Here is a 24,217-nt window from a genome sequence, read left to right as displayed (position 1 = left end):
GCGGATCAGCCGCCGCTGGCGCGCCAGGCGCCGTTGTCGAGGCTGGCGCGGCCTTCGGCAGCCAGCTTCTCCAGGTGCGCCAGCAGCGAGCGCTCGGCCATCGCCAGGCGCTCGGCCGGCACGTCGTCATAGACCCGCGGCAGCAGCGCCTGCATGGCGGCGGCGCCGGCCTCGCGCAACACGCGCAGCACCTTGTCTTCCCGGCTCTGGCGGTGCGCCAGCAGGCGCCGCACCGCCCGGTGCGGCTGGTCGATCAGGAAGCCGTGGCCGGGCGCCAGCCATTCCAGGTCTTCTTCCAGCAGCGATTGCAGCGAGGCGAAGTAGGCCTGCATGTTGCCGTCCGGCGGATTGATCACCACGGTGGAGCCCTGCATGATGTGGTCGCCGGTGAACAGCATCCTTTCCTCTTCCAGCAGGTAGCACAGATGGTTGGACGCATGGCCGGGCGTATGCACCACCCGCAGCGTGGCGCCGCCGATGGCGATGCGCTCGCCATGCGCCGGCACCCGGTCCGGCGCGAAGGCCTGGTCCTGGCGCGCATGCGGCGGCGCCGGCATGCCCAGCACCTCGGCGCCGGTCGCTTCCTTCAGGCGGCGCGCGGCCGGCGAGTGGTCGAGATGGGTGTGGGTTGTCAGGATCAGCCGCAGCGCCGCGCCGCTCTCGCGCAGCAGCGCCTCGATATGCGCGGCATCGTCCGGGCCGGGGTCGATCACGGCCAGCGCAGTGGCATCGCCGACCAGGTAGCTGTTGGTGCCGGGGCCGGTCATGTAGCCGGGATTGGGCGCGGTCAGGCGCAGGACCCGCTCCGACAGGCGCACCGGTTTGCCGGGCACGATCTCGGACCAGGTCTGGCCTTCGCCGAACGGGTCGAGCTTGCCGACCTCGGCATAGGCGCGGTCGCCCGGCAGCAGCATGCGCCGGCCCTTGCTGCCGGTGGACACCCGCGGCATCAGCGCCGGCACCGCTTCCTGCGCATGGGCATGGGCCAGCATCGCCTCCACGCTGCCGAAGCCCGATAGCGCCCTCAGGGTCTGGATGGTGGCGAACACCATTTCCATCTCGCCGCGCTGCTGCCTGGCCAGCGCATCCTCGGGCCGCAGCCAGTCATGGGCGATGGTCTCGACCTGGTCGGCCGCGGCGATCTGCTCGGCCGGCGCGGCGGCCAGGAAGAAGCGGGTGTCGAAGCGGCGCGGCAGGCCGGGCGGCGTGATCCAGTGGCTGAAATAGCGCAGCGACGACAGGGCCGGGAACAGCCTGCGCTCGCGGCACAGCGTGTTGAAGTCCAGCTCGCCGGCCGCCGAGCGCGCGCGCAGCGCGGCCAGTTCGGCGGCGCCGGGCGTCCTGCCGGCAACGTCGCCGGCCAGCAGCAGGCCGGATTCCTCGAAGCATTCGCGCACCGCCGCCACCCAGTAGGCCAGGCCGCCGCTTTCCAGGCCGAGGATGCGGCTGGCCGCGCTGTCGTCGAGGTCGGCGCTCTCGGACCACCATGGGTCGTGATCGGCCGGATCCACCGCGCCGCCCGGAAATACATAGGCGCCGGCCACGAAGTTGGCCTTCAACGTGCGTTGCATCATGAAAATCTCGGGGCCTTGGTCGCCGTCGCGGGCAAGGATCAGCGTTGCCGCCGGGCGGGGAATCAGCAGGGTGGGGGTCATGCGCTTGGCCTGGAAGGAATCGGGTGGCGACGATTGTAAAACAGCATGGCGATTTTCACCGGAAGCCCTGCGCCAGCGCCAAGCCGCTGTCCCTGCCGCTGCCTATAATGCAGGTCCATTCATTGCCCACGGAGAACCGCGATGCCCAACAACCTCGCCCAGCGGCTGCATGTCGATTACCCGATCTTTCTGGCGCCCATGGCCGGCGAAGCGGCCAAGGCGCCGCTGGTGGCCGCGGTCAGCAATGCCGGCGGCCTGGGCGTGCTGGGCGCGGGCTACATGTCGCCGGAGAAGCTTCTGGCCACCATCGCCGAGATCCGCACGCTGACGTCCCGGCCTTTCGGCGTGAACCTGTTCGTGATGGCGCCGGGCGAGCGCAGCAGCGCCGGCGTCGACACCATGCGCCAGGCGCTGGCGCGCTATCACGCCGAACTCGGCATCGCGCCGCCCGCGCTGCCGGCCAGCCTGGAGGAGAACTACCATGCGCAGATGGAAGCGGTGCTGTCGGCCGGTGTCGCCGCCTTCAGTTTCACCTTCGGCGTGCCCTCGCCGCAGCACATCGATGCCCTGAAGGCCGGCGGCACCTGCGTGATGGGCACCGCCACCACGGTGGACGAAGCGATCGAGCTGGAGCGGCGCGGCGTCGACGCCGTGGTGGCGCAGGGCGCCGAGGCCGGCGGCCATCGCGGCACCTTCCTGACCGACGATTTCCAGGGCGCGATGATCGGCACCATGGCCCTGGTGCCGCAGGTGGCCGACGCGGTGCGGCTGCCGGTGGTGGCGGCCGGCGGCATTGCCGACCGCCGCGGCGTGCGGGCCGCGCTGGCGCTGGGCGCCTCGGCGGTGTCGGTCGGCACCGCCTTCCTCAGCACCATCGAATCCGGCGTGTCGGATGCCTACAAGCTGGCGCTGACCGGGCCGGCCAGCCGCCACACCGGCGTAACCCGGGTCTTTTCCGGACGCCCGGCGCGGGGCGTGCGCAACCGCTTCATGGACGAGATGCGCGCCTTCGAAGTCAGCGCGCCGGTGTATCCGGTCGCCAATGCGCTGACCCGCGACATGCGCGCCGCCGCCAGCCGCCAGGGCCGGCCGGAGTTCCTGTCGCTATGGGCCGGGCAGGCCGCGCCGCTGTCGCGCAACTGCAGCGTGGCGCAGCTGATGGAGGAATTGCGGGAGGGGCTGTCGCAGTCGGACCTGCCGCTTTGAAGGGGATTGGGCCTGGCTTGCATTGCCGATTACGGCGGTATTCGACGTTCCCCGGTCGTTCAATCGCCCACGGTGCAACGCCCTTCGGGTGTTGCTCCCTACGCGAAGTGCGACCGCAGTGGCGTAACGCGCAAGCGTTGTACGCGAGCGGTGGGGTAGGGTGGAATCCCCCGAGGGGGCATTCCACCGATGGTTGATCACGAACAGCGGGCTGCAGATGCAAGGGCCGGAGCCGTTCCGGCCGCCGCGCCAGGTTCAGCCCGGCACAGGACCGGATGCCGGCTGGCACGGACGGGCCTCGCGATGCGTCATTAACGCGACCAGGCGGCGCCATAGCGGTGGCGGCGCCGACACCGACTCCAGCACCAGCGAGGCCGGCCGGCTGGCATATTCCAGCGTCAGCCAGACCCGGTCGCCCGGGCACAGGCTGATGCTGTCGCCGGCGCCCAGCCAGTAATCCTTGATGTCGCCATCCCGCGTGAGCCAGACGAAGCCGTCGCCGCCGGCGCGGTAGGACAGCCGCTGCCTGCCATGCGCGATGAACTGCGCAACGCCGCGGGGCTGCATCTGGAGGGAGTGAAGCGCTTGCGAGATTGCCATGATGGACTCCTTGCGTGATGATGGCCTTCACCTTAGCATCTGCAAATTCACACGGATATTCCAAAAGCCTGCACACCTTTCGTGCATAAATACACAGATGAAACTCAACTGGGATGACGTCCGCATCTTCCTCACGCTGGCGCGGGCCGGCAGCCTGTCCACCGCCGCGCGCAGCCTGCAGGTCGAGCACACCACGGTGGCGCGCCGCATCGACCAGCTGGAACAGGCGCTGGGCATGCGCCTGTTCGACCGCCTGCCGCGCGGCTGGATGCTCACCAGCGAAGGCGAGCAGCTGTCGCTGCGGGCCGGGCAGATGGAAGAGCAGGCGCTCGAATTCATGCGCGAGGCAGCCGGCGGTGCGCCGCTGTCGGGCACGGTGCGGCTGTCGGTGCTGCCCTCGCTGGGCCAGCATTTCCTGCTGCCGCGGCTGTGCGCCATGCATGAGCGCTGGTCCAGCGTGACGCTGGAGCTGGTGGTGGAGACCCGGCTGGTGGCGCTGTCGCGGCGCGAGGCCGACCTGGCGCTGCGGGTGGGCCGTCCGCGCGATGCCGGACTGGCTGCGCGCCTGCTGGGCAGCATGCATTACGGCTTGTATGGCAGGGCCGGCCATGCGGCCTCGCGCGAGCCGGCGCAGTGGCGCTTCATTGGCTACGACGAAACCATGGCGCATGCGCCCGAGCAGCAATGGCTGGACCGCTATCGCGGCCAGCGCGGCTACGCCTTCCGCGCCAATACCCTGTCGTTGCAGCGCGATGCGGCGCGGGCCGGACTGGGCCTGGCGGTGCTGCCGCATTTCATGGGTCGTGCCGATCCGGAACTGGCATGGCTGCCGTGCGAGGCCCCGCCGGCGCCGCGTGAACTGTGGCTGGTCGTGCATCCGGATGTGCGTCGCTCGCCGCGGGTGCGGCTGATCGCCGACCTGGTCGCCGAGGCGGTGCATGGCGCACAGGAAAGCCTTGCACCGCCCGGTGGAACAGATGCATCGTGATGGGCTAGACTTGTTTTTCCATTCCCATCCTGACCCCGGAGAACCATCATGCACGATAGCCCCGCACCCCAGCAGGTGACCGCGCTGCGCGCCGGCCCGGAAACCGCCACCGTCCAGGGACTGCCTTATTTCAACGGCATCTCCGCCGACAGCGCCGGCGCGCGCGGCCTGGCGATGCACCTGGTGGTGATCCCGCCCGGCGGCGCGGCCCGGCCGCATGTGCACCAGGGCTACGAGACCGGGATCTATGTGCTGGAAGGGAGGGTGGAAACCCGTTACGGCATGCGGCTGGAGCAGGTGGTGGTGAGCGAGCCGGGCGACTTCCTGTTCATCCCGCCCGGCGTGCCGCACGAGGCGCGCAACCTGAGCCAGACCGAGCCGGCGCGCGCGGTGGTGGCGCGCAACGATGCCAACGAGCGCGAGAAGGTCATTGCCTACGATCCGCCGGCGCAGGGCGCGCAATCGTGATGCCGTAATGCCGCCCTGCCGCCCGCCGCTCCGGGTTGGCCTCGACTATCCTCGACTATTCTTATCGGCTATACTCGCCGCCGGGTGCTCACACAATCCTGTGTGGCAGGTAACGCGATGGTCGGGCCGCCACGCGGCTTGCTCACGACCATGAACGCACCCACTCTGATCCAGATCATTGGCGCCACGCTGTTCGCCATCGCCGTCCTCCACACCTTTTCCACCAAGTTCTTCGAGCATCTCGCCCATGCCCGGCCGCGCCATGCTGGCATCTGGCATCTGCTGGGGGAGGTCGAGGTCGTGTTCGGCTTCTGGGCCATGGTGCTGATGCTGTTCATGTTCGCCGTCAGCGGCAAGCAGGAAGCGATCGGCTACCTGGAGTCGCGCAACTTCACCGAGCCGATGTTCGTGTTTGCCATCATGGTGATCGCCGGCACCCGTCCCATCCTGCAGTTCGCCGGCGCCATCGTGCGGCTGTTCGCCCGCCTGCTGCCGCTGCCGCGCGCGATGGCGCTGTACTTCCTGGTGCTGTCGCTGGTGCCGCTGCTCGGCTCCTTCATCACGGAGCCGGCGGCCATGACGCTGGCCGCGCTGATGCTGCGCGACACGCTGTTCTCGCGCCAAATACCCGAGAAGCTGAAGTACGCCACCATCGGCGTGCTGTTCGTCAATGTTTCCATCGGCGGCACCCTCACGCCATTCGCCGCGCCGCCGGTGCTGATGGTGGCGGCCAAGTGGAACTGGGACATCGGCTTCATGATCGCCACCTTCGGCTGGAAGGCCGCCATCGCGGTCGTGATCAATGCCGGCGCGGCGACCCTGCTGTTCCGCCGCCAGCTCGGGCATATGGCCGACGCACCGCAAGGCGGGTCGTCGAGCGTGCCCTTGCCGATGATCCTGGCCCATCTCGCCTTCCTGCTGCTGGTGGTCGTGTTCGCGCACCATCCGCCGGTATTCATGGGCGTGTTCCTGTTCTTCCTGGGATTTGCGACCGCCTATCAGCGGCACCAGGACACGCTGATCCTGCGCGAGGCGCTGCTGGTGGCCTTCTTCCTCGGCGGCCTGGTGGTGCTGGGCGGGCTGCAGCAATGGTGGCTGGAGCCGGTGCTGATGAGCATGGACGCCAATGCCGTGTTCTTCGGCGCCACCGCGCTGACCGCCATCACCGACAATGCGGCGCTGACCTATCTGGGTTCGCTGGTGGAAGGTTTGAGCCCCGACTTCAAGACCGCGCTGGTGGCGGGCGCCGTGACCGGCGGCGGCCTGACGCTGATCGCCAATGCGCCCAACCCCGCGGGCGCGGCCATCCTGAAGGAAAAATTCGCCGACAACGCCATCCAGCCGCTGGGCCTGCTGCTGGCCGCGCTGCCGCCCACGCTGGTGGCGGCGCTGGCGCTGCGCCTGCTGTAGCAGGCTTCTGCCCGGCCAGGCTCAGGCAGCCTGCCGGGACAGCGGGAACGCCTTGCCGTGGATCGCGCCAAGGATCGCTTCCACCGCCGGATGCTTGATCTTGCGCTCGTTGGAGATCGCATAGAACTGTTCCTTGACCGAGGACAGCGCGCCCACCGTCACCGCGCCGAACTGGTCGTGCACATCCTTGGCCAGCGCCGAGTCGGCCGGGAACAGGCCCAGGCCGTTGCGGCCGAAGGTGTTGAGCAGCGCGTTGTCGTCGAACTCGCCGACCACGTCGACCCGTATGCTGTTCATCTCCAGCCAGTGCTCGATGCGGCCGCGGATGGCGTTGTTGCGGGTCGGCAGCAGGAGCGGCGCGCCATTCAGGCTGGCCGGAAAGCCCGGCGCATAGCGCTCGGCCAGGGCCGGCAAACCGAACAGGGCGATCTCGCTCTCGCCCAGCAGGTGGCTGAAGACGCGCATGTTGGTGCCCGACGGCACCGGCCTGTCGGTCAGCACCACGTCCAGCTTGTGCAGCGCCAGGTCGGCCAGCAGGTTGTCGAGCTGGTACTCATAGCACACCAGCCGCACCCGCTGCGGCAGCGCCAGCGCCGCTTCCAGCAGGTGCGAGGTGATCAGCTTGGGCACCGAGTCGGAGATGCCGACAGTCAGGCGCATGCTGTGCTCGGTGTCGGATATGGCCAGGGTATCCATCATCTGCTCGGACAGCAGGAAGATCTGGTCGGCATAGGACAGCGCAATGCGGCCGGCCTCGGTCAGCACCAGCCGCCGGCCCTGCGGCGCCAGCAGCGACTTGCCTACCGACTGCTCAAGCAGGCTCAACTGGGCGCTGATGGTCTGCACCGCGACATCGAGGCGCTCGGCGGCGCGGGTGATGCTGCCTTCCTTGGCAACCACCCAGAAATAATAGAGATGGCGAAAGTTGAGTCCGAGTCCGGAGGTCTTCATGGTCGGCGGGATAGTGGCGATGCCGCCATTATCTCCGCAAATGTCGCTTCGGCATGCATGCGGCGTATCGTCACGCCATTCCCGCCATCAACCAAAGCCATCCGCCGCCAGTTGCGCCGCCCAGCGCGGCGCCTGCGCCAGCAGCAGCTCGTCCATGCCGGCCTGCGCGATGAAGGACAGGCTGACCGGCGCGCCGGCCACGCGTCCGGCCGGCAGCACCAGCTGCGGCAGGCCGGCATGGCCGGCGATGGCATTGACCGCCAGCGCGACTTCATAGAAGGCCGACAGCGCCGCGCCGCTGGCGTCCTTCTTCAGCGAAGGCAGCGGCACCGTCGGCAGCACCAGCACCCTGCCATCGGCCAGCAGGCGATGCAGCCTTGCGCTGACGACCAGGCGCAATGCCTGCTGGTCGCGGATGTCGTCGTCGGCGATGTCCAGCGTGGAGGCGAAGCGCGGCCCGATGTCGCTGCCCAAGCGCGGCTTCCTGGCGGCGATCCATGGGCCCAGCGTCTGCCGGATCTCGGCGCCCTGCAGCACCTGGTAGCAGCGCAGCCATTGCGCCGCGCGTCCCTCGAACACATCCAGCGACGCGCCCGCGCCGAGCGCTTCGGCCGCGCTCTTGAGCAGGGCCGCGCTGCGCGGCTCGGCCATCGCATACACATCGGCGGCCAGGCACAGCCGCGGCGGGCCTGCCGCAAGCACGGATGGCCCGAGCAGCACCCGGCCGACCTGCGCGAGCAGGTCGGCCGAACGGGCAAGCCAGCCCACGGTGTCGTAGCTGGGCGCGAAGGGCAGCACGCCGTCGAGCGGCACCCGGCCATGGCTGGGACGAAAGCCCGCGATGCCGCAGAAGGCGGCCGGCACCCGGACCGAGCCGCCGGTGTCGGTGCCCAGCGCAAAGTCGGCCAGCCCGGCCGCCACCGCGACCGCCGAGCCGGATGAGGAACCGCCAGGCAGGCAGTCGGGCAGCAGCGGATTGCGCGGCGTGCCGTAATGCGCATTGCGTCCTTCGAGGCTGAAGGCCAGTTCATCGGTGACGGTCTTGCCGCAGAGATGCGCGCCGGCCGAGAGCGGCGCCGCCACGCAGGGCGCATGCTCCGCAGCCGGACCGTGGTCGGCGGCCCAGTCCGGATTGCCGCCGCCGGTGACGGCGCCCTCGATGTCGATCAGGTCCTTGACCGCCATCGCCATGCCATCGAGAGCGCCGCTGCCGCTGGCGGACGCGGTGCAGCGCGCGCCCGGCAGGAAGGCGCCCCACAGGTCGGGCGGCGCGGCCATCATGCCGGCCGCGCCGTTTCCAGCGCCGTCAGCAGCCGCGCGCTGTCGGTGGTGAAGCCGAAGCATTTCTTCACGTTCCATACCGCCGCCTCGGCGCAGAAGCGGGGCGAGGTGGTCGCGCAGCAGTCTTCCACCAGCAGGCAGCCATAGCCGAGGAAATTGGCGTCGGTCAGGGTGTGCAGCACGCACTGGTCGATGTTGACCCCGGCGAACAGGATGGTGCGTATGCCCAGGTTGCGCAGGATGCTGTCGAGCGGCGTGTCCCAGAAGCCGCTGATGCGGTACTTGTCGACCATGATGTCGCCGGCCTCGGGCTGCAGCTCGTCCACCACGGCTGCTGCCCAGGAGTCTTTCTGCAGCACCGGCGCGGCATTGCTGCGCAAGGGGTCGCCCAGGCCGGTGCCCGTGCCCGACGGCTTGTAGAGGTGGATCTGGTTGGGCGGCATGTTGGCCAGGTCGGGGCGGTTGCCCCAGTTGACCCAGATCACCGGCACGCCGGACTGGCGCAGCGCCGGCAGCAATCCCTGCAATGGTGCAATCGGCGCACGGTTCGGGGTCGGATCGCCGCCAATCTCGTGCACCCAGCCATTCGTGGTGCAGAAATCATTCTGCATGTCGACCACGATGATGGCGGTCTGGCGCAGGTTCACCAGCACCGACTGCGGCTGGCAGGCGATGCGGGCCAGCACCGGATGCGGCGGCGGCACCGCCATGTCGATCTCTTCGGCGCTGGCGCGCCATGCGGTGTTGGGGCTGTGGCCCAGCATGCCGTCGGCAGGGCGGGCAAGTGGCGGTAGGGCTTTATGCATGGGGTTCTCCTGATGGCGTTGCCGGCAATGGCATCGAACTTGCTATGGATGAGTCAGGCCCGGTCAGGGCGAGTCAACTTTCCCAATGCAAAAGGAGTGCCAGTCATGCGCTGCAAAATGTCATCACGTCGCCGTCTGCTGTTGTCCGTGTCCGCGCTGGCCATCAGCGCCGCGTGCGGCGCGGCCCAGGCCGCCGACCCGGTCAAGGTCGGCGTGCTGATCCCCGGATCGAAGTCCGACAAGGGCTGGATGGAGTCGGGCTATACCGGCCTGGCCCAGTCCGAGAAGGAGTTCGGCAGCAGGATCAAGGTGCAGATGATCGAGAACATCAACTATGCCGACATGGAGCAGGCGCTGACCAACCTGGCATCGAAGAACGACCTGGTGATCGGCGTCGGCGGACAGACCCAGGCCGCGGTGCTGAAGGTGGCCAAGCGCTTCCCGAAGAAGAAGTTTTCCATCGTCGGCGGCAACCAGGGCGAGTCCGCGCCCAATGTCGCCGGCTATGACGTCAAGCAGGCGCAGATCGCCTATGTGGCCGGCGCGGCCGCGGCCATGCTGTCGAAGAATGGCGCGGTCAGCTATGTCGGCGGCATGGAGATTCCTTCCATCGTCAACGCCGGCAAGGAGTTCGGCAACGGCGCACGCGCGATCAATCCGCAGATCAAGTACGTGGAGAACTACACCGGCGACTTCGACAACGTCTCCAAGTCCAAGGAAGCCACGCTGGCCGCGATCGCCCAGGGCGCCGACGTGCACTACCACATCCTGAACCTCGGCCTGCGCGGCATGGAGCAGGCGGCCAAGGAGAAGGGCACCCACATCATCGGCAGCTATACCGACCGCTGCGGCAGCGACCCGCTGTATGTGGCCTACAGCATCACCGGCGTGGGCTACCAGGTGCACTACGCGATCTCGCAGGCCGTGTCCGGCGAGTGGAAACCGGGCTACAAGCCGTTCGGCCTGGCGATGGGCGGCGATGCATCCGACATGAAGATCTGCGGCGCCACGCCCGAGCAGAAGGCCAAGCTGGAGCAGATCAAGAAGGACATCACGGACGGCAAGATCAAGGTGCTGGAAGGCTGACGCGATGCATGCCGCCTTTGCACCCGCCATTGCCGTCGCCGTTGCCGCTGCGTCGTCCTCCTTGGAGGCGGGCCGGCTGCGGCTGGACAATGTGGGCAAGCGCTTCGGCGCAATGGCCGCGCTGGACGGGGTCAGCCTCGACATCCGCGCCGGCGAGATCCATTGCCTGCTGGGCGAGAACGGCGCCGGCAAGTCCACGCTGTGCAACCTGGTGTTCGGCGTGCATGCGCCCGACAGCGGTGCGATGCTGCTGGATGGCGCGCCGTACAGGCCGCGCGGCCCGGCCGATGCGCTGGCGCGCGGCATCGCGATGGTGCACCAGCACTTCAGCCTGGTGGAAGACGCCAGCGTGGCCGACAACCTGCTGCTGGGCCAGAGCAGGGGCCTGCTGAAGCGCCGCGAAGCCAGTGCCCGCATCCGCGCGCTGGCAGCGCAGTACGGCCTCGAACTGGACCCGGATGCGCTGATCGCCGACCTGTCGGTGGGCGAGCGGCAGCGGGTGGAAATCATCAAGTGCCTGATGCGCGAGCCACGCCTGCTGGTGCTGGACGAGCCGACCGCGGTGCTGCTGCCCGACGAGATCGCGGCGCTGCTGAAGGTGTGCCGCAAGGTGGCCGACAGCGGCTGCGGCGTGGTGCTGGTGACCCACAAGCTGGCCGAGATCCGCCAGGTGGCCGACCGCGTCACGGTGCTGCGCGGCGGCCGCACGGTGGCGTCGTCGACCGCGCCGGCCAATGACATCGACCGCCTGGTGGCGGCCATGATCGCGCGCGACCCGAATGCGTCCGCAGTGCCGGCCGCGCCCGCCGCGCCGCGCCGCGCGCTTTCCAGCGACGTGCGCGACGAAGTGCTGCAGGTCGATGGCCTGACGGTCAAGGACGCGCATGGCGCGCTGCGGCTGGACAACGTCACGCTGATCGTCAACCGCCACGAGATCGTCGGCATCGCCGGGGTCGAGGGCAATGGCCAGAGCGAGCTGGCGGCGGCGCTGTCGGGCATGACGAAGCCGGCCGCCGGCCGCTTCTTCGTCAACGGCAAGCCGCTCACGGGCAGCGCGCCGCAGGAGATCACCCGCGCCGGCGTGGGCGTCGTGCCGGAAGACCGGCATGCGGTGGGCTGCGTCACCGGGCTGTCGGTGGCGGAAAACATCTTCCTCAACCAGCTGCACAAGTTCACCCGGCGCGGCATGCTGGACCGCAGCGCCATGCGCGCCGCCGCCCGCGGCCTGATGCAGCGCTTCGACGTGCGCGCCGCCAGCGAGGACGTGACCTTCGGCGGCCTGTCCGGCGGCAACCAGCAGAAGGCGGTGCTGGCGCGCGAACTGACGCAGGACAATCTCGCGCTGCTGATCGCGGCCCAGCCCACGCGCGGCCTGGACGTGGGTGCGGTCGAGGCGGTCTACAACCATATCCGCGCCGCCCGCGACCGTGGCGTGGCGGTGCTTCTCATTTCCTCCGAACTCGATGACCTGCTGGCCGTGGCCGACCGCATCGTGGTGCTGTACCGCGGCCGCATCATGGGCGTCTGCCCGGCCGGCCCGGAGCAGCGCGCGCGCATCGGCGCCATGATGGCGGGACAATCCCATGACTGATGCACCTTCCCTGAACTTCACGCCCGCGCGGGCGCTGCCGGTGGCGGCGGTGCTGCTGGCCATGGCGGTCGGTATCCTGCTGGTGGCATTGACCGGCGTGCCCGTTGGCGAGGCGCTGGAAGCCTTTGCCGACGGCGCCTGGGGCTCGCCCTATGCGATCGGCGCATCGGTCAACCGCGCGGTGATCTTCGCGCTGGTCGGCACCGGCTTCGTGCTGGCCGACCGGGCGCGCCTGACCAACGTCGGCGGCGAAGGGCAGATCGCAATCGGCGCCATTGCCGCCACCGCCGTCAGCCTGTACGGCGGCGTGCAGGGCCTGCCGCTCGGCCTGGCCTTCGGCCTGCCGCTGCTGGCCGGCGCGCTGGCCGGCGCCGCGTGGGGCGCATTGCCCGGCCTGCTCAAGGCGCGCGCCGGCACCAATGAAGTCATCAGCACGCTGATGCTGTCCTTCATTGGTGTATGGCTGCTGTACTGGTCGGTGCAGTCGGAGCAGCTGCTGCGCCAGCCGATGAGCAATTCCGGCACGCTGCCCGAATCGCTGGAAATCCCGGCGGCGACCAAGCTGCCGTTCTTCCTGGGCGACGAATCGATGCCGATCAACATCGGCCTGCCGTTGACCGTGCTGCTGGGCCTGGGCACGGCCTGGCTGCTGGCGCGCAGCCTGTTCGGCCTGCACCTGCGGGCAGTGGGCATGAATGCGCTGGCATCGCGCCAGGCCGGCATGCCCATTGCGCGCACCGTGGTGCTGGCCATGACGCTTGCCGGCGCGCTCGGCGGCCTGGCCGGCGCCATCATGCTGCAGGGCGACCAGTATGCATTGAAGAGCGGCTTCTCCTCCGGCTATGGATTCGACGGCCTGGTGGTGGGCCTCCTGGCGCGCGGCTCGCTGCCGGGCGTGTTCGCCGGCGCGCTGCTGTTCGGCTTCCTGCGCTCGGGCGGCATCAACATGGAGATGGCTGCCTCGGTGCCGTCGGCCCTGGTGCAGGTGGTGCAGGGCATGATCATCCTCGCCGTGGCCGGCGCAGCCTTGTGGATGGACCGGCATGGAGCGGCCAAATGAGTCTTGAACTGTCAGCGGTATTCATCGGCTCGGCGATCCGCTTCGCCACGCCCCTGCTGCTGGGCGCGACCGGCGAACTGGTCAGCCAGCGCGCCGGCGTGCTCAACATGAGCCTGGAAGGCATGATGCTGACCGGCGCCTTTGCCGGCGCGGTGGGCTCCTGGGCCACCGGCGACCCGCTGATCGGACTGGCGCTGGGCATCCTCGCGGTGCTGCCGGTGGCGCTGCTGCAGGCCTACCTGTCGATCACGCTGCGCGCCAACCAGATCGTGACCGGCATCGGCATCAACATCCTGGCGCTGGGCGGCACCACGCTGGCCTACCGCGAACTCTTCGGCAGCCGCTCCAGCGCGGCGATTCCGGGCCTGGACAAATGGGCGCCGCCGCTGCTGCGCGACATCCCGGTCGTGGGGCAGGTGGTGTTCGAGCAGGTCTGGCTGTTCTACCTGGGCCTGGTGATCATCGCCGCCACCGCCTTCCTGATGCGCCAGACCGCGCTTGGCCTGGCGCTGCACGCCGCCGGCGCTTCGCCGCGCGCGGTCGACAAGTCGGGCCTGTCGGTGAACGGGCTGCGGTATGGCGCGGTGATGTTCTCCGGGGTGATGGCGGCCATTGCCGGCTGCTTCATTTCGATTGGCGACATCCACACCTTCACGGAGGGCATGACCAGCGGCAGCGGTTATCTTGCGATTGCCGCCATCATCTTCGGCAACTGGAAGCTGGGCCGCATGCTGCTGGCCTGCCTGCTGTTCGGCGCGGCGACGGCGCTGCAGTTCTTCCTGCCGACGGTGGGCGTGCAGGTGCCGAGCGCGCTGCTGATCATGCTGCCGTATCTGCTGGCCCTGCTGGCGGTGGCGGGGGTGATCGGGAGGCAGACTGCGCCGGGGCATCTGGGGGAGGCTTACCAGCGGGGGTGAGCGTAGCAACAGCAGTCGTCAAGGCCGACTTCCCTTTGATCACGCCTGCGATAGTCGCGGCGGCAGGGTGCAATACCCCGAAGGGGCATTGCACCATTGGCCGATCAAGGCAGGCCGTTGACATGAGCCCTGCGAGCCAAGCGTGTCATTCATTTTGTCTTCGATCCCGTTTTATCATTTGTTCCACTTCATCTAACGGTGGCGTCAAGGATGATTGTTCGACGTCACCTGTTTCTTCCGACAATTCAGCCATAGGCACATCCAGTGTTTCGCCCCCGCCCACAACGTTAGCCAGCGCATCGGTGCTTATCGGCCCTTCGCTGCTGACGGTATTCGATGCGGCTTTTTCGGGAAATGCTTTCGTGTTCATATAAAGCTCCGTGATATTTGGTCTGAAGAGACCGGTGGCTTGGGTTTCCGGCATGGCAAAGACGAGCGCTTTGCCGCACTTGCTAATGCCGGTCCATTGGGCATCTCTGATGGCCCGACGGCATCGCGGTATCTGTGTAGCTTGCTGAACGGGTTGGTTTCAATCGAAACGTTTTGACGCAAGCCCCATGAAACTTGGTCAGCAGCGCCATCGACCTCTATTAGAAAGCGCCAGCCGCTACAAACCGCTCCCCGCACCAAAACAGGCTGGCACGCAAGCTGCATGTACACCAGCCTGTATACAGACCGGTGCACCATCGAAGACCGGCCTGACGTTCAACCCCTAGTCCGGAGATCCAATGAAAGACATCAGCCCCGCATCCGCCATCGCCACTTCATCCGAGCACACCGCACCGCAATCGCCACGCCGCCGCCGCGTGCTGCGCGCGGCGCTTGCCGGCGGGGCGCTGGCGGCGTTTGGCGCGCCTGCCATCGTGCGGGCGCAGGCCTCGCCGAAGATACGAATCGGCTACTGGCCCGTCGCGTCGGGCCTGCCGTTCTTCGCCGCGGTGGAGAAGGGCTATTTCAAGGAGGCCGGCCTGGATGTGGAGGCGCAGAAGTTCGCCAGCGCGCAGCAGGTGATGGAGGCGATGCTGGCCGGCCGCGCCGAAGGCAGCAGCAATGGCACCGCGTCGGCCGTGCTGGCCATCGGCGAGATCGCGCAGCCTGGCCTGTTCAAGATCTTTTGCACCAATCCCACCAACGCCAAATTCGTGCTCGATGAATTCGTCGTGCCCAAGGACAGTGCGGTCAGGAGCATCGCCGAGCTCAAGGGCAAGCGCATCGGCTGCGGGCCGGGCGTGCAGAACATCACGCTGGCCAAGGTGATGCTGGAACGCGGCGGCGCCACCGGCGTCACTGTGGTCGAGCTGCCGATCGGCCAGCATGTGGCGGCGCTGGCGGCCGGGCAGGTGGATGCGGTCTATACGCTGGAGCCGACCGGCACCGTCGGCCGCCTGAACGGCGCTACCCGCACGCTGGAAACCGGCGTGGTGGCCAGGTACATCCTGGGCGATGCGATGGCGCCCTGGCATGGCGGTGCGGCCAGCCTGACCTCGGAATTCCTGCGCCAGCATCCCGAGGCGGCGAAGAAGTACATGGCCGCCTACCTGCGCGGCGTGGACCTGGTGCGCAAGTCGCCGGACGCGGCACGGCCTTACCTGAAAGGCTATACCGCGATCGAGGGCGCGCTGACGGCCGAGGTGCCGATGTCGGACTACATGTTCTACAACGAATTCAAGCCCAGCGACGTGGCCCACTTCCAGAAGTTCTACGACCTGTTCGCCGACAAGGGCATCTTCCAGAAGCGGGTGATGGTGGACTCGCTGCTCTACAAGGGATAAGCCATGAACAAGACCGCAGTCAACCCGGCCGCACCCTGGGCGCCGCCGGCCAATGCCGCAGCCGCAAAAGCGCCGGCGCCGCCGGCATGGAAGAAGGCGCTGCCCTTCATCGGCCCGCTGGTGCTGTTCATCGTCTGGGACCTGGTGGTGCGCTTCGGCCTGATCAAGGCCATCCTGCTGCCCAGTCCCGCGGCCACGCTGGAAGCGCTGGTCACCGGCATGGCAGGCGGAGCGCTGCTGACCGACTTCGCCGTCACCTTCGGCCGCACGCTGCAGGCCTTCCTGATCGCCGCCGTGGTCGGCGTGCCGCTGGGCGTGCTGTTGGGCAGCAACGAGAATGTCTATCGCAGCATCGAGTTCCTGATCGACTTCTTCCGCTCCACGCCGTCGTCGGCGCTGATCCCGCTGTTCCTGCTGATCTTCGGCGTGTCCGACATCAACAAGGTCGCCATCGCCGCCTTCGGCGCGCTGCTGATCGTGATCTTCAACAGCGCCTATGGCGTGATGAATGCCAGGAAGCAGCGGGTGATGGCGGTGCGGGTGATGGGCGCGACGCGCTGGCAGATCTTCCGCGACGTGCTGGTCTGGGAAAGCCTGCAGTCGAGCTTCGTCGGCCTGCGCTCGGCGGTGTCGATGGCGCTGGTGATCGTGATCGTCGCCGAGATGTTCATCGGCTCGGAAAACGGCATCGGCCACCGCATCATCGATGCGCAGCAGGTGCTGAACGTCAAGAGCATGTACGCGGCCATCCTTGCGGCCGGCGCGCTGGGCTATGCGCTCAATGTGCTGTTCCTGCTGATCGAGCGCCGCATCATTCACTGGAACGGGAGATAAGCAATGCGACCTGCCACCATGCTGGCTGAACTTGAACCGCCCGCGCCGCGCTTTGCGCCCGGCCCGGCCGGCACCCACATCACGATACGCGGCCTGACCAAGTACTTCGCCGGCTGGCCGCTGTACGAGGACTTCGACCTCGACATACCGAAGGGCCGCATCGTCTCGGTGTTCGGCCCCAACGGCTGCGGCAAGAGCACGCTGATCAACATGATCGCCGGCCTGATCCCGGTCGACGCCGGCCAGATCCTGTTCGACGGCAAGTCGCTGGCCGATACCAAGGTCGGCTACGTGTTCCAGAACTATCGCGAGGCGATGCTGCCCTGGCTGCGCACCATCGACAACATCGCCTATCCGCTGAAGCTGGAAGGCAAGTCGCCGGCCGAGATCAACCGGCGCATGGAAGAACTGGTTGCCTCCTTCGACGTGAAGTTCGACCTGCGCCGCTATCCCTACGAGCTGTCCGGCGGCCAGCAGCAGACCGCCTCCATCATGCGGGCGCTGGCGCCGCGGCCGGAAGTGCTGTTCCTCGACGAGCCGTTCTCGGCGCTGGACTTCGAGATGACACTGTTCATCCGCGAGAAGCTGCAGGAAGTGTTCATGCAGACCGGCACCACCATGGTGCTGGTGTCGCACGACCTGGAAGAGGCGGTGTACCTGGCCGACCAGGTGTTGCTGCTGACCAAGCGGCCGACCCGCGTCGCCGAGATCCTGCAGTACGACGACCCCAGGCCGCGCACGCTGGAGACCCTGTCCGGCGCCGGCTTTATCGCGACCAAGAAGAAGAGCCTGGAAATCTTCCAGCGCGAAGTGCGGCGCTAAAAAAGGGACGCCATCATGGACGACGATATCCGCGCCTATGTGGCGCAGGCCCTGCGGTTGCAGGGCTATCAGCTGGGGGAGGCGCAGGAAGCCGGCGTTGCCGCTGCCTTCGAGGGCATTGCCGCGATCGCCGCGGTGCTGATGCAGGACGAGCTGCCGCTTGCGCTGGAGCCGGCGCCGGTGTTCCTGCCATGAGGCGCGCGCTCGACATCGCCGCGCGGATCGGGGCAGGGGAGGCCAGCGCGCTGGACGTGCTGGCCGAGACCGAGGCCCTGATCGCCGCGCGCGACCCGGTGCTCAACAGCTTCACCAGCCTGTGCCTGCAGCGGGCGCGGGTCGAGGCGGCCGCGGTCGATGCGCTGCGCGCGGCCGGCAGGCCGCTGCCGCCGCTGGCCGGCGTGCCCTATGCGGTCAAGAACCTGTTCGACATCGCCGGCGAAGTCACGGTGGCGGGCGGCCAGGTCAACCGGTCCAATCCGCCGGCCGCCGCCGACGCCGAACTGGTGCGCCGCATGCGCGCCGCCGGCGCGGTGCTGGTGGGCGCGCTGAATATGGACGAGCATGCCTACGGTTTCACCACCGAGAACAGCCACTATGGCGTGACGCGCAATCCGCATGACGCCAGCCGCATCGCCGGCGGCTCTTCCGGCGGCTCGGCGGCGGCGGTGGCCGGCGGCCTGGTGCCGCTGGCGCTGGGCTCGGATACCAACGGCTCGATCCGCGTGCCGTCCTCGCTGTGCGGCATCTTTGGCCTGAAACCCACCTTCGGCCGGCTGCCGCGCACCGGCAGCTTTCCCTTCGTGCACAGCCTGGATCACCTGGGGCCGTTCGCGGCCGATGTCGATGACCTGGCGGCGGTCTACGATGCGCTGCAGGGCCCGGACGCAAGCGATCCGGCCTGCGCGCCGCGCGCCGCCGAGCCGGTCGGGTATGCCGCGCCCGTGATCCGTGGCGAACGTGTGGCGGTGCTGGCTGGCTGGTTCGAGCGCCAGGCCGGAGATGCGGCGCGGGAAGCGGCGCGGCTGGTTGCCGCCGCGCTGGGGACGGCGCGCAGCGTGGAATGGCAGGGCGCGGAAGCGGCGCGGTCGGCGGCATTCCTGATCACCGGTTCCGAGGGTGGCGCGCTGCATCGCGCCCGCCTGATGCGCCAGTACGAGGACTACGAACCGCTGTCGCGCGACCGCCTGATCGCCGGCTCGCTGATGCCGTCGGCCTGGCTGGCGCAGGCGCAGCGGGTGCGTCGCCGCGCCCATGAGGAAGTGATGGCGCTGTTTGCCAATGCCGGCCTTGATTTGCTGATCGCGCCGGCCACCCCGGTGCAGGCCAGCGTGGCCGGCGCTTCCACCCTGGAGATCGGCGGCCGCGCCTTGCCGCTGCGCGCCAGCATGGGCCTGCTGACCCAGCCGATCTCCTGCATCGGCCTGCCGGTCTGCACCGTGCCGGTCTGGCCGGCCGGCGGCGAGCCCGGCCTGCCGATCGGCGTGCAGCTGATCGCCCCGCCATGGCGGGAAGACCTGTGCCTGGCGGCGGCGCGGCTGCTGGCGCGGCAGGGCTTGGCAGCGGCGCGTGAGCCGGGAGTGTTTGCCTGATGCCTGCGCAGGCATGGCGCCAGGCGCCGGCAAGCGCCGCCAACGACAGCCCGGCCACGCTGGGCGATGCGGCCTACCTGCGGCTGAAGGACGAGCTGTTTGCGTTTCGCCTGCTGCCGGGCGAGCGCTTTTCCGAAACCGCGATGGCGACCCGGCTCGGCATGTCGCGCACGCCGCTGCGGCAGGCGCTGGCGCGGCTGCAGCGGGAAGGCTACCTGGACATGGATGCCAGGAGCGGCTGGTCGGTCAGCCTGCTGGACTTCGAGCAGTTCGATCATCTGTACGACCTGCGGCTGGTGCTGGAAACGGCGGCGGTGCGCCGCCTGTGCGAAAGCGATGCCGCGCATGACGCGCTCGGCACGCTGCGGGACTTCTGGCTGGCGCCGCAGGGCGAGCGCCTGGACGACGGCCAGCGCGTGGCGGAGATGGATGAAGCCTTTCACACTGCGCTGGTGGGCGCGGCCGGCAACCCGGAAATGGCGCGGGTGCACGGCGACGTCACCGAGCGCATCCGCATCCTGCGCCGGCTCGACTTTTCCAGCGCCGGCCGCGTGGCCTGCACCTATGACGAGCATGGCGCCATCCTGCGCGCCATCCTGGCGCGGCAGCCGGACCAGGCCGTCGCGCTGCTGCGGGCGCATGTCGAGGCCAGCAAGACCAAGGTGCGCAACATCACGCTGCACCGGCTCTACACCGCGCGCGACCAGCGCCGCTGACAATTTCATGGAGGAAGCGATGAGTGCAAGCCGTGAACGCGAGGTCGATGCCGCGCCTTATGCCTACCGCTATGCGCCGGAGCGCACCGCGCTGGTCGTCATCGACATGCAGCGCGACTTCATCGAGCCCGGCGGCTTCGGCGCGGCGCTGGGCAACGACGTGGGCACGCTGTCATCCATCGTGCCCAGGGTGGCGGCGCTGCTGGCCCATGCGCGCGCGCTGGGCCTGCTGGTGGTGCATACCAGGGAATCGCATCTGCCCGACCTGTCGGACTGTCCGCCGGCCAAGCGCCAGCGCGGCAATGCCGCGCTGCGCATCGGCGACGCCGGGCCGATGGGCCGCATCCTGGTGCGCGGCGAGCCGGGCAACCAGATCCTGCCCGAGGTGGCGCCGCTGGAGAGCGAGCTGGTGATCGACAAGCCCGGCAAGGGCGCCTTTTACGCCACCGGGCTGGACGCGATGCTGCGCGAGCGCGGCATCAGCCATCTGCTGCTGGCCGGCGTGACCACCGAAGTCTGCGTGCAGACCACCATGCGCGAAGCCAATGACCGCGGCTACGAATGCCTGCTGGTGGAAGATGCTGCGGCCAGCTACTTCCCGGCCTTTCACGAAGCGACGCTGGCCATGATCCGCGCCCAGGGCGGCATCGTCGGCTGGACCGCGCCGCTGGCGGCGCTGCTGGCGGCATAGAGCAGGGGCGCGGCAGCGGCGGCCGGACGCGCCGGCGGCGCATTGCGCCACAGCGTGATGGCGCCCAGGCCGGCGGCCAGCAGCAGGCCGAGCGCCACCAGGATCAGCCAGGCCGGATGCAGGCGCGGCGCCACCTTCACCGGCGGCAGGATCACCCGGCCCGACGGCAGCGGCTGGCCCAGCAGCCCGGCCAGGTCGGCCACCAGCTGGCGCGCGCCGGGCGCATCGGCCGCGCCATCCCAGCCGGACAGGTCGGCTGCCTGGATGCTGCGCAGGCCGGGCGGCGGCGTCACCTGTTCCAGCAGCACCGGCACCAGCGCGTGCCGGGCCCGCCCCTGCTCGGCCTGCGCGGCGACCTGGTCGCTGTTGACCGAGTGGCGCGACCACAGCACCACCATGCAGCGCGCTTCGGCATCGTCGGCCGTCGCGTGTTCCCAGCGCACGCTCCAGCCCTGCGCCTGCAGCAGGCTGGCGACGCGGCGCGCGGTATCGCTGTCCTGTTCGGCATAACTCAGAAAAACGTCGGGCATGGCAGGCTCCGTGTCGATGTAGAACGCCTGACGGAATGTCTCTGGCGTGGTTGCGCCTGCTTGCCGGACTGCGCGCATTGACTGCGCCGGCACGCCTGGCCGGAAAGCGCCGCGCTGATTGCGTCAGCGCCTTCTCAATTGCGCCGGCGTTCCCTGGTCTTGCGCAGCAAACGGGCGGCATCGATGGTGATGACCTGCCCAGTATAGCGATGCATCGCCTCCATCAATTGCGCGGTACCGCCTCCAGCGTCGAAAGCGTTCGGGTGCTCCGACAGCGTCATCAGCCATACCCGGTCGCTGCCATGCGACAGCGCGGCATTGAGCTGCCACTGTCCGGCCTCGGCGAAAGGGTCGCTGCCGGCCGGCACGGCCTGCTCGGGCAGGCAGTACGCCACGGTCCTTGGATGACCACGGATGCGCAGGTAGCGCGACAGCCAATGCTGGCCAGCGAAGGCGACCGCCTCGCGCATGAAGCGCTTTTCGTCGAACGGCAGGCGCAGCTCCAGCCGCATGCCGCGCGCCAGCGCCGCTTCGGCAAACAGCAGGCTGCCGCCGCAGGCGCCATCGCACAGCGCCAGGTCGCCCGGACCGGCATCCAGCAGCGCCAGGCGCAGCGCGATCTCGGCGGTCGCCAGCGGCGCCATGTCGGCCGGGAAGCGTTCCCGCGCGCAGAGCGGCGCATCCAGCATCGGGCCGGCGAACAGCACGATCCATGGGTCGCGTGACTTCATGGCGCAGTGGGCCGCGGGGTGGCAGGCGTCATGCCAGCGGACTGCGCCGGACGGCGTTGCAAGCGGGTTTTCCCCTGATTCGGACGAAGGGCCGCATGGCCTGCCACTCCAGCATGAGCAGTCAGTTTTCCTTCCGATGTCGTGTAACGCCGCTGCATGTCAGCAGTCATCATCGGTTGGTACTCCTGCAGGGCGATCTGGATGCGCCACGGTGGGAGGGAGACTTGCCTGGCATATCGGCCGGCGCTGTTTGAACGACAAACCTCGATTCTTGGTCATTTGGCGAATAATTGTGCGTTCGTCGCAATTAATAAGGAAACCAATGTAGAAGTCTGCCCACGGCAGAATTTGCAGTTCCTCAAGCTTCGCCAGGAAATTGCCAGCAGAGATTCTCAAGGCTAAAAAGGCTAAAAAGGCTAAAAAGGCTAAAAAGGCTAAAAAGGCTAAAAAGGCTAAAAAGGCTAAAAAGGCTAAAAGGGTTCTCGAACTGTTTTGGACCAACCATGCGCAGTGCGACATGGAATCAGTCTTCGGCAGCAAGGCGATGGCGTCAGTTATGTAGAAAAAAACCGAACAAATATCCTTTTATCGGCTTTTGTCGCGCTTAAGCCGTGGCTGATGATCGCAGCCGGATGGCAACACGCAGTCGCGGCAGCCAGGCTGCGCGACGGAAGGTCGAAGATAAAGTCGCGCTGGCAGGAACGGATCGTCTCGCGGTGATGCTTTTCATCACCCGTATAGATTCTTAAAAGAAATATTGCCTTGATATAATCCAACCCGTTCATGCCGATGCAGCCGACCGTGGCTGCGACCTGTCTGCTTCCCGGTGCGGGAGGCTGTTGAATCCTGACGATAAAAACCGATGCGCTTTACCGGGATACTCTGCGACTGGAATGATGAAAGAGGCTTTGGCTTTATCGTCCCCGATCAAGGTGGCGATCGGATTTTTGTCCATGCCAGAGGATGCCGGCCAGGCACGCCTCGTCCTCAGTGCGGACAAAGATTCAGCTTCGAAGTGCAAGTCAATGCGCAGGGAAGGAAGCGGGCTCACAACGTCGAGCTCATCAGGAAAGCGGTGAGCCGGCCACGTCCCGGACGATCGGACGGGCCAGCCAAATGGGGCGCGGCAAGCTATTTCGCGATCCTGCTGTTCTCATGCGTTTTCCTGGCAGTTGCGATGCCATGGCACGTTCCGCGCTGGGTGCTTGGCTGGTACGTCATTGCCAGCCTGGTCACCTATCTTGTCTATCGCCACGACAAGCAGGCTGCCGCCGCGCATGCCTGGCGCACTCCGGAAAGCACGCTTCTGTTGCTTGGCCTGTGCGGCGGCTGGCCGGGCGCGATCGTGGCGCAGCAGCGGCTGCGCCATAAATCGAGCAAGCAGTCATTCCGCTGCGCCTTCCGGATCACGGTCCTGATCAATGCGGCGCTTTTCCTTTACCTGAATGCGCCTCATGGCTTGCGCGCCGGCTGGTAAGCCGCCATCAAATCAGCCTGGCGATTTGTACAAAGCCACCGGCGCAAACCCATGGTTCAACGGCCCATGCCCGCCGCCGACCTGCACATCCGCCCCGTGCCGGATCGCCTCGACCACATAGGCCCGCGCCAGCCGCACCGCTTCCGCCAGCGCATGCCCCATCGCCAGGTAACAGGCGATCGCCGACGACAGCGTGCAGCCGGTGCCATGGGTATTGCGGCTGGCAATGCGCGCGCTGGCATGGCGCTGCGGCGCTTGGCCGGCTTCCAGCAGCAGGTCGACCAGTTCCTCGCCGGCCAGGTGGCCGCCCTTGAGCAGCATGGCCGGCGCGCCCAGCGCCAGCAGGTCGGACGCTGCCTGTGCCAGGTCGGCTTCCCGCGTCACCGGCCGGCCCAGCAGCAGGGCGGCTTCATCCAGGTTCGGCGTCACCACCGTGGCCAGCGGGAACAGTTCGCGCACCAGCACCGCCACCGTCTCGCGGGCGATCAGCGCGTCTCCGCTGGTGGCCACCATCACCGGGTCCAGCACTACCCTGGTCCAGCCATGGCGGCGGATTGCCGCCGCCACCGCCAGCACCACTTCGGGGTCGTGCAGCATGCCGATCTTGATCGCGTCCACGCCGATATCGATGGCAACTGCGTCGATCTGCTGGGTCAGCAGCGCGGCGGGCAAAGGCTGGATGGCGGTGACGCCCAAGGTGTTCTGGGCCGTGATCGCGGTAATGGCGCTCATGCCATAGCAGCCGAGCGCTGCAAAGGTTTTCAGGTCGGCCTGGATGCCGGCCCCGCCGCCGCTGTCGGAGCCGGCGATGGTCAGGAGGCGAACGTAGCGCTGCGATGGCGCGGGAAAAACGGACATGGACATGGCTGGCGGAAAGCGTGGTGGATGGGGCGAAAACAGAACCGGAGCAAACCTTGCTCAAAGGTATGATAATTGCATGGAACTTGCGCACGGCGGCCAATTCTATCAAGGTGCGCGCGGCTGACGGTGCAGGTTTTTCCTGATAGGGACGGATCTGCGCGGCGGCAGAAGGGGC

The 24,217-nt window shown here is 67.9% G+C and carries 27 protein-coding genes and 1 pseudogene; 17 read left to right on the top strand and 11 right to left on the bottom strand.

Going from position 1 to position 24,217, the window contains the following annotated elements:
* Positions 1-5 precede the first annotated feature (5 nt).
* On the bottom strand, positions 6-1,655 hold the full coding sequence (locus IGW04_RS20765) for an MBL fold metallo-hydrolase (protein ID WP_228527278.1): 1,650 nt from the start codon (positions 1,653-1,655) through the stop codon (positions 6-8).
* Between the two features lie 117 nt (positions 1,656-1,772).
* Between IGW04_RS20765 and IGW04_RS20760 the strand changes: the two genes are divergently transcribed.
* A complete protein-coding gene (locus IGW04_RS20760) occupies positions 1,773-2,861 on the top strand; it encodes an NAD(P)H-dependent flavin oxidoreductase (RefSeq protein ID WP_194715026.1) in 1,089 nt (362 codons plus the stop codon).
* Between the two features lie 255 nt (positions 2,862-3,116).
* Here the strand turns inward: IGW04_RS20760 and IGW04_RS20755 are convergent, their stop codons facing one another.
* Positions 3,117-3,461 (bottom strand): DUF2917 domain-containing protein, encoded by a 345-nt coding sequence (locus IGW04_RS20755; RefSeq protein WP_194715009.1) that lies wholly within the window; start codon positions 3,459-3,461, stop codon positions 3,117-3,119.
* Positions 3,462-3,558: 97 nt separating this feature from the next.
* Here IGW04_RS20755 and IGW04_RS20750 point away from each other — a divergent pair, with 97 nt between their 5' ends.
* The 3 genes from IGW04_RS20750 to IGW04_RS20740 all read left to right on the top strand — a co-directional run bounded on the left by IGW04_RS20750 (position 3,559) and on the right by IGW04_RS20740 (position 6,327).
* Complete coding sequence (locus IGW04_RS20750; RefSeq protein WP_194715008.1) at positions 3,559-4,449, top strand: LysR family transcriptional regulator; 891 nt, start codon at positions 3,559-3,561, stop codon at positions 4,447-4,449.
* 48 nt (positions 4,450-4,497) lie between these two features.
* Positions 4,498-4,917: a cupin domain-containing protein gene (locus tag IGW04_RS20745; RefSeq protein ID WP_194715007.1), complete on the top strand. Its 420-nt coding sequence runs from the start codon at positions 4,498-4,500 to the stop codon at positions 4,915-4,917.
* A gap of 150 nt (positions 4,918-5,067) precedes the next feature.
* Positions 5,068-6,327 (top strand): putative Na+/H+ antiporter, encoded by a 1,260-nt coding sequence (locus tag IGW04_RS20740; RefSeq protein WP_194715006.1) that lies wholly within the window; start codon positions 5,068-5,070, stop codon positions 6,325-6,327.
* Between the two features lie 21 nt (positions 6,328-6,348).
* Here the strand turns inward: IGW04_RS20740 and nhaR are convergent, their stop codons facing one another.
* The 3 genes from nhaR to IGW04_RS20725 all read right to left on the bottom strand — a co-directional run bounded on the left by nhaR (position 6,349) and on the right by IGW04_RS20725 (position 9,365).
* Positions 6,349-7,278: a transcriptional activator NhaR gene (nhaR, locus tag IGW04_RS20735; RefSeq protein WP_194715005.1), complete on the bottom strand. Its 930-nt coding sequence runs from the start codon at positions 7,276-7,278 to the stop codon at positions 6,349-6,351.
* A gap of 87 nt (positions 7,279-7,365) precedes the next feature.
* The gene (locus tag IGW04_RS20730; RefSeq protein ID WP_228527276.1) at positions 7,366-8,559 is read right to left on the bottom strand and encodes an amidase; all 1,194 of its coding nucleotides are present in this window, start codon (positions 8,557-8,559) and stop codon (positions 7,366-7,368) included.
* Complete coding sequence (locus IGW04_RS20725) at positions 8,556-9,365, bottom strand: cysteine hydrolase family protein (protein ID WP_194715004.1); 810 nt, start codon at positions 9,363-9,365, stop codon at positions 8,556-8,558. Before IGW04_RS20725 ends, IGW04_RS20730 begins: the two co-directional genes overlap by 4 nt.
* 117 nt (positions 9,366-9,482) lie before the next feature.
* Here IGW04_RS20725 and IGW04_RS20720 point away from each other — a divergent pair, with 117 nt between their 5' ends.
* From IGW04_RS20720 to IGW04_RS20705, 4 genes are read left to right on the top strand one after another with little or no spacing between them, the layout of a single operon-like run.
* The gene (locus IGW04_RS20720; RefSeq protein WP_194715003.1) at positions 9,483-10,451 is read left to right on the top strand and encodes a BMP family protein; all 969 of its coding nucleotides are present in this window, start codon (positions 9,483-9,485) and stop codon (positions 10,449-10,451) included.
* Positions 10,452-10,455: 4 nt separating this feature from the next.
* Positions 10,456-12,042: an ABC transporter ATP-binding protein gene (locus IGW04_RS20715; protein ID WP_194715002.1), complete on the top strand. Its 1,587-nt coding sequence runs from the start codon at positions 10,456-10,458 to the stop codon at positions 12,040-12,042.
* Positions 12,035-13,102 (top strand): ABC transporter permease, encoded by a 1,068-nt coding sequence (locus IGW04_RS20710; protein WP_194715001.1) that lies wholly within the window; start codon positions 12,035-12,037, stop codon positions 13,100-13,102. The genes IGW04_RS20715 and IGW04_RS20710 overlap by 8 nt, the downstream gene beginning before the upstream one ends.
* The gene (locus IGW04_RS20705; protein WP_194715000.1) at positions 13,099-14,019 is read left to right on the top strand and encodes an ABC transporter permease; all 921 of its coding nucleotides are present in this window, start codon (positions 13,099-13,101) and stop codon (positions 14,017-14,019) included. The genes IGW04_RS20710 and IGW04_RS20705 overlap by 4 nt, the downstream gene beginning before the upstream one ends.
* 145 nt (positions 14,020-14,164) lie before the next feature.
* Here the strand turns inward: IGW04_RS20705 and IGW04_RS20700 are convergent, their stop codons facing one another.
* Positions 14,165-14,389 (bottom strand): hypothetical protein, encoded by a 225-nt coding sequence (locus IGW04_RS20700; protein ID WP_194714999.1) that lies wholly within the window; start codon positions 14,387-14,389, stop codon positions 14,165-14,167.
* Between the two features lie 358 nt (positions 14,390-14,747).
* On the opposite strand from IGW04_RS20700, the gene IGW04_RS20695 reads away from it, so the two are divergent.
* The 7 genes from IGW04_RS20695 to IGW04_RS20665 are packed head-to-tail and all read left to right on the top strand — an operon-like array spanning position 14,748 to position 20,443.
* Positions 14,748-15,791 (top strand): ABC transporter substrate-binding protein, encoded by a 1,044-nt coding sequence (locus IGW04_RS20695; RefSeq protein ID WP_194714998.1) that lies wholly within the window; start codon positions 14,748-14,750, stop codon positions 15,789-15,791.
* Positions 15,792-15,794: 3 nt separating this feature from the next.
* A complete protein-coding gene (locus IGW04_RS20690; protein ID WP_194714997.1) occupies positions 15,795-16,625 on the top strand; it encodes an ABC transporter permease in 831 nt (276 codons plus the stop codon).
* A 3-nt stretch (positions 16,626-16,628) separates the two neighbouring features.
* Positions 16,629-17,447: an ABC transporter ATP-binding protein gene (locus IGW04_RS20685; RefSeq protein ID WP_228527275.1), complete on the top strand. Its 819-nt coding sequence runs from the start codon at positions 16,629-16,631 to the stop codon at positions 17,445-17,447.
* 15 nt (positions 17,448-17,462) lie between these two features.
* Positions 17,463-17,642, top strand: a complete 180-nt coding sequence (locus IGW04_RS20680) for a DUF4089 domain-containing protein (protein WP_194714996.1) — start codon at positions 17,463-17,465, stop codon at positions 17,640-17,642.
* Entirely contained in the window at positions 17,639-19,036 is a 1,398-nt protein-coding gene (locus IGW04_RS20675; RefSeq protein WP_194714995.1) for an AtzE family amidohydrolase, read from the top strand. The genes IGW04_RS20680 and IGW04_RS20675 overlap by 4 nt, the downstream gene beginning before the upstream one ends.
* On the top strand, positions 19,036-19,752 hold the full coding sequence (locus IGW04_RS20670) for a GntR family transcriptional regulator (RefSeq protein ID WP_194714994.1): 717 nt from the start codon (positions 19,036-19,038) through the stop codon (positions 19,750-19,752). Before IGW04_RS20675 ends, IGW04_RS20670 begins: the two co-directional genes overlap by 1 nt.
* A 19-nt stretch (positions 19,753-19,771) precedes the next feature.
* Entirely contained in the window at positions 19,772-20,443 is a 672-nt protein-coding gene (locus IGW04_RS20665; protein WP_194714993.1) for a cysteine hydrolase family protein, read from the top strand.
* On the opposite strand, the gene IGW04_RS20660 is transcribed toward IGW04_RS20665, so the two are convergent.
* From IGW04_RS20660 to IGW04_RS20645, 4 genes are all read right to left on the bottom strand, one after another.
* On the bottom strand, positions 20,359-20,973 hold the full coding sequence (locus IGW04_RS20660) for a toll/interleukin-1 receptor domain-containing protein (RefSeq protein WP_194714992.1): 615 nt from the start codon (positions 20,971-20,973) through the stop codon (positions 20,359-20,361). The two genes, IGW04_RS20665 and IGW04_RS20660, sit on opposite strands and share 85 nt — an antisense overlap.
* A gap of 134 nt (positions 20,974-21,107) precedes the next feature.
* The gene (locus IGW04_RS20655) at positions 21,108-21,704 is read right to left on the bottom strand and encodes a hypothetical protein (RefSeq protein ID WP_194714991.1); all 597 of its coding nucleotides are present in this window, start codon (positions 21,702-21,704) and stop codon (positions 21,108-21,110) included.
* 159 nt (positions 21,705-21,863) lie between these two features.
* Positions 21,864-22,244, bottom strand: a complete 381-nt coding sequence (locus IGW04_RS20650; RefSeq protein WP_194714990.1) for a hypothetical protein — start codon at positions 22,242-22,244, stop codon at positions 21,864-21,866.
* Between the two features lie 14 nt (positions 22,245-22,258).
* On the bottom strand, positions 22,259-22,480 hold the full coding sequence (locus IGW04_RS20645) for a hypothetical protein (RefSeq protein WP_228527274.1): 222 nt from the start codon (positions 22,478-22,480) through the stop codon (positions 22,259-22,261).
* A gap of 86 nt (positions 22,481-22,566) precedes the next feature.
* On the opposite strand from IGW04_RS20645, the pseudogene IGW04_RS26170 reads away from it, so the two are divergent.
* Positions 22,567-22,752: pseudogene (locus IGW04_RS26170) on the top strand (cold shock domain-containing protein); the annotation flags it as partial.
* Between the two features lie 27 nt (positions 22,753-22,779).
* The gene (locus tag IGW04_RS20640) at positions 22,780-23,181 is read left to right on the top strand and encodes a DUF1294 domain-containing protein (protein ID WP_323744888.1); all 402 of its coding nucleotides are present in this window, start codon (positions 22,780-22,782) and stop codon (positions 23,179-23,181) included.
* 12 nt (positions 23,182-23,193) lie between these two features.
* On the opposite strand, the gene thiD is transcribed toward IGW04_RS20640, so the two are convergent.
* Positions 23,194-24,045: a bifunctional hydroxymethylpyrimidine kinase/phosphomethylpyrimidine kinase gene (thiD, locus tag IGW04_RS20635; RefSeq protein ID WP_194714987.1), complete on the bottom strand. Its 852-nt coding sequence runs from the start codon at positions 24,043-24,045 to the stop codon at positions 23,194-23,196.
* Between the last annotated feature and the right edge of the window lie 172 nt (positions 24,046-24,217).

It is taken from the genome of Noviherbaspirillum soli (genome assembly GCF_015352955.1).
Classification (GTDB): Bacteria; Pseudomonadota; Gammaproteobacteria; order Burkholderiales; family Burkholderiaceae_D; genus Noviherbaspirillum_A; species Noviherbaspirillum_A soli.
This window is presented reverse-complemented; position numbering and strand designations above follow the sequence as displayed.

What these genes read in the sequence shown, in the direction of transcription:
- IGW04_RS20765 (WP_228527278.1), bottom strand. Translation starts at nt 1,655, where the DNA reads ATGACCCCCACCCTGCTGATTCCCCGCCCGGCGGCAACGCTGATCCTT.
- IGW04_RS20755 (WP_194715009.1), bottom strand. Translation starts at nt 3,461, where the DNA reads ATGGCAATCTCGCAAGCGCTTCACTCCCTCCAGATGCAGCCCCGCGGC.
- IGW04_RS20750 (WP_194715008.1), top strand. Translation starts at nt 3,559, where the DNA reads ATGAAACTCAACTGGGATGACGTCCGCATCTTCCTCACGCTGGCGCGG.
- IGW04_RS20745 (WP_194715007.1), top strand. Translation starts at nt 4,498, where the DNA reads ATGCACGATAGCCCCGCACCCCAGCAGGTGACCGCGCTGCGCGCCGGC.
- IGW04_RS20740 (WP_194715006.1), top strand. Translation starts at nt 5,068, where the DNA reads ATGAACGCACCCACTCTGATCCAGATCATTGGCGCCACGCTGTTCGCC.
- nhaR (WP_194715005.1), bottom strand. Translation starts at nt 7,278, where the DNA reads ATGAAGACCTCCGGACTCGGACTCAACTTTCGCCATCTCTATTATTTC.
- IGW04_RS20730 (WP_228527276.1), bottom strand. Translation starts at nt 8,559, where the DNA reads ATGATGGCCGCGCCGCCCGACCTGTGGGGCGCCTTCCTGCCGGGCGCG.
- IGW04_RS20725 (WP_194715004.1), bottom strand. Translation starts at nt 9,365, where the DNA reads ATGCATAAAGCCCTACCGCCACTTGCCCGCCCTGCCGACGGCATGCTG.
- IGW04_RS20720 (WP_194715003.1), top strand. Translation starts at nt 9,483, where the DNA reads ATGTCATCACGTCGCCGTCTGCTGTTGTCCGTGTCCGCGCTGGCCATC.
- IGW04_RS20715 (WP_194715002.1), top strand. Translation starts at nt 10,456, where the DNA reads ATGCATGCCGCCTTTGCACCCGCCATTGCCGTCGCCGTTGCCGCTGCG.
- IGW04_RS20710 (WP_194715001.1), top strand. Translation starts at nt 12,035, where the DNA reads ATGACTGATGCACCTTCCCTGAACTTCACGCCCGCGCGGGCGCTGCCG.
- IGW04_RS20705 (WP_194715000.1), top strand. Translation starts at nt 13,099, where the DNA reads ATGAGTCTTGAACTGTCAGCGGTATTCATCGGCTCGGCGATCCGCTTC.
- IGW04_RS20700 (WP_194714999.1), bottom strand. Translation starts at nt 14,389, where the DNA reads ATGAACACGAAAGCATTTCCCGAAAAAGCCGCATCGAATACCGTCAGC.
- IGW04_RS20695 (WP_194714998.1), top strand. Translation starts at nt 14,748, where the DNA reads ATGAAAGACATCAGCCCCGCATCCGCCATCGCCACTTCATCCGAGCAC.
- IGW04_RS20690 (WP_194714997.1), top strand. Translation starts at nt 15,795, where the DNA reads ATGAACAAGACCGCAGTCAACCCGGCCGCACCCTGGGCGCCGCCGGCC.
- IGW04_RS20685 (WP_228527275.1), top strand. Translation starts at nt 16,629, where the DNA reads ATGCGACCTGCCACCATGCTGGCTGAACTTGAACCGCCCGCGCCGCGC.
- IGW04_RS20680 (WP_194714996.1), top strand. Translation starts at nt 17,463, where the DNA reads ATGGACGACGATATCCGCGCCTATGTGGCGCAGGCCCTGCGGTTGCAG.
- IGW04_RS20675 (WP_194714995.1), top strand. Translation starts at nt 17,639, where the DNA reads ATGAGGCGCGCGCTCGACATCGCCGCGCGGATCGGGGCAGGGGAGGCC.
- IGW04_RS20670 (WP_194714994.1), top strand. Translation starts at nt 19,036, where the DNA reads ATGCCTGCGCAGGCATGGCGCCAGGCGCCGGCAAGCGCCGCCAACGAC.
- IGW04_RS20665 (WP_194714993.1), top strand. Translation starts at nt 19,772, where the DNA reads ATGAGTGCAAGCCGTGAACGCGAGGTCGATGCCGCGCCTTATGCCTAC.
- IGW04_RS20660 (WP_194714992.1), bottom strand. Translation starts at nt 20,973, where the DNA reads ATGCCCGACGTTTTTCTGAGTTATGCCGAACAGGACAGCGATACCGCG.
- IGW04_RS20655 (WP_194714991.1), bottom strand. Translation starts at nt 21,704, where the DNA reads ATGAAGTCACGCGACCCATGGATCGTGCTGTTCGCCGGCCCGATGCTG.
- thiD (WP_194714987.1), bottom strand. Translation starts at nt 24,045, where the DNA reads ATGTCCATGTCCGTTTTTCCCGCGCCATCGCAGCGCTACGTTCGCCTC.